The organism is Erythrobacter donghaensis, from assembly GCF_001557325.1.
GTDB classification, from domain to species: Bacteria; Pseudomonadota; Alphaproteobacteria; order Sphingomonadales; family Sphingomonadaceae; genus Erythrobacter; species Erythrobacter donghaensis_B.
Window position 1 is genome coordinate 1 of the sequence record NZ_LSJS01000061.1, and the last position, 429, is coordinate 429.

General features: G+C 57.6%; 1 pseudogene. It reads left to right on the forward strand.

The window, feature by feature from the left end:
* A pseudogene (locus AX692_RS20415) lies at positions 1 to 122 on the forward strand (IS110 family transposase); the annotation flags it as partial.
* Positions 123 to 429 lie beyond the last annotated feature (307 nt).

Sequence of the window (429 nt, forward strand, 5' to 3'; positions counted from 1 at the left end):
GCAACGGCGCTCGCGCGGCAAAGGTGGGGATCGTTGCGCTCGCCCGAAAATTGTTAATCGCGCTTTGGCGCTTTGCGGAGACCGGTCTGGTCCCTCAAGGTGCCGAGCTCCGCGCCGCCTGATGCTTATGTTGCAACAGGCTCGATAAGGCGACGCGGATTGGTGTGATGTGTGACCGGGAAAGTTGATGGCGCCTGAAAACGCCCAGTAGTAGTTTGGTCCGCATCCGCCTTTGCTCGATCCGGGGATGTGAATACGGATTATGGTACGCGGCCACGGCCTCGACCGGATACAAGTCTATGCACGGATAGTGCATCAGCTGACCTCGGAACTAATGAAGCCAATCCTTGAGCATTGCGTGTGGGGGCCCCCAACCCGTCAACAGAAGGAACCGTTCAATGCGAACTTGACAAGGCCCGGATCATACAA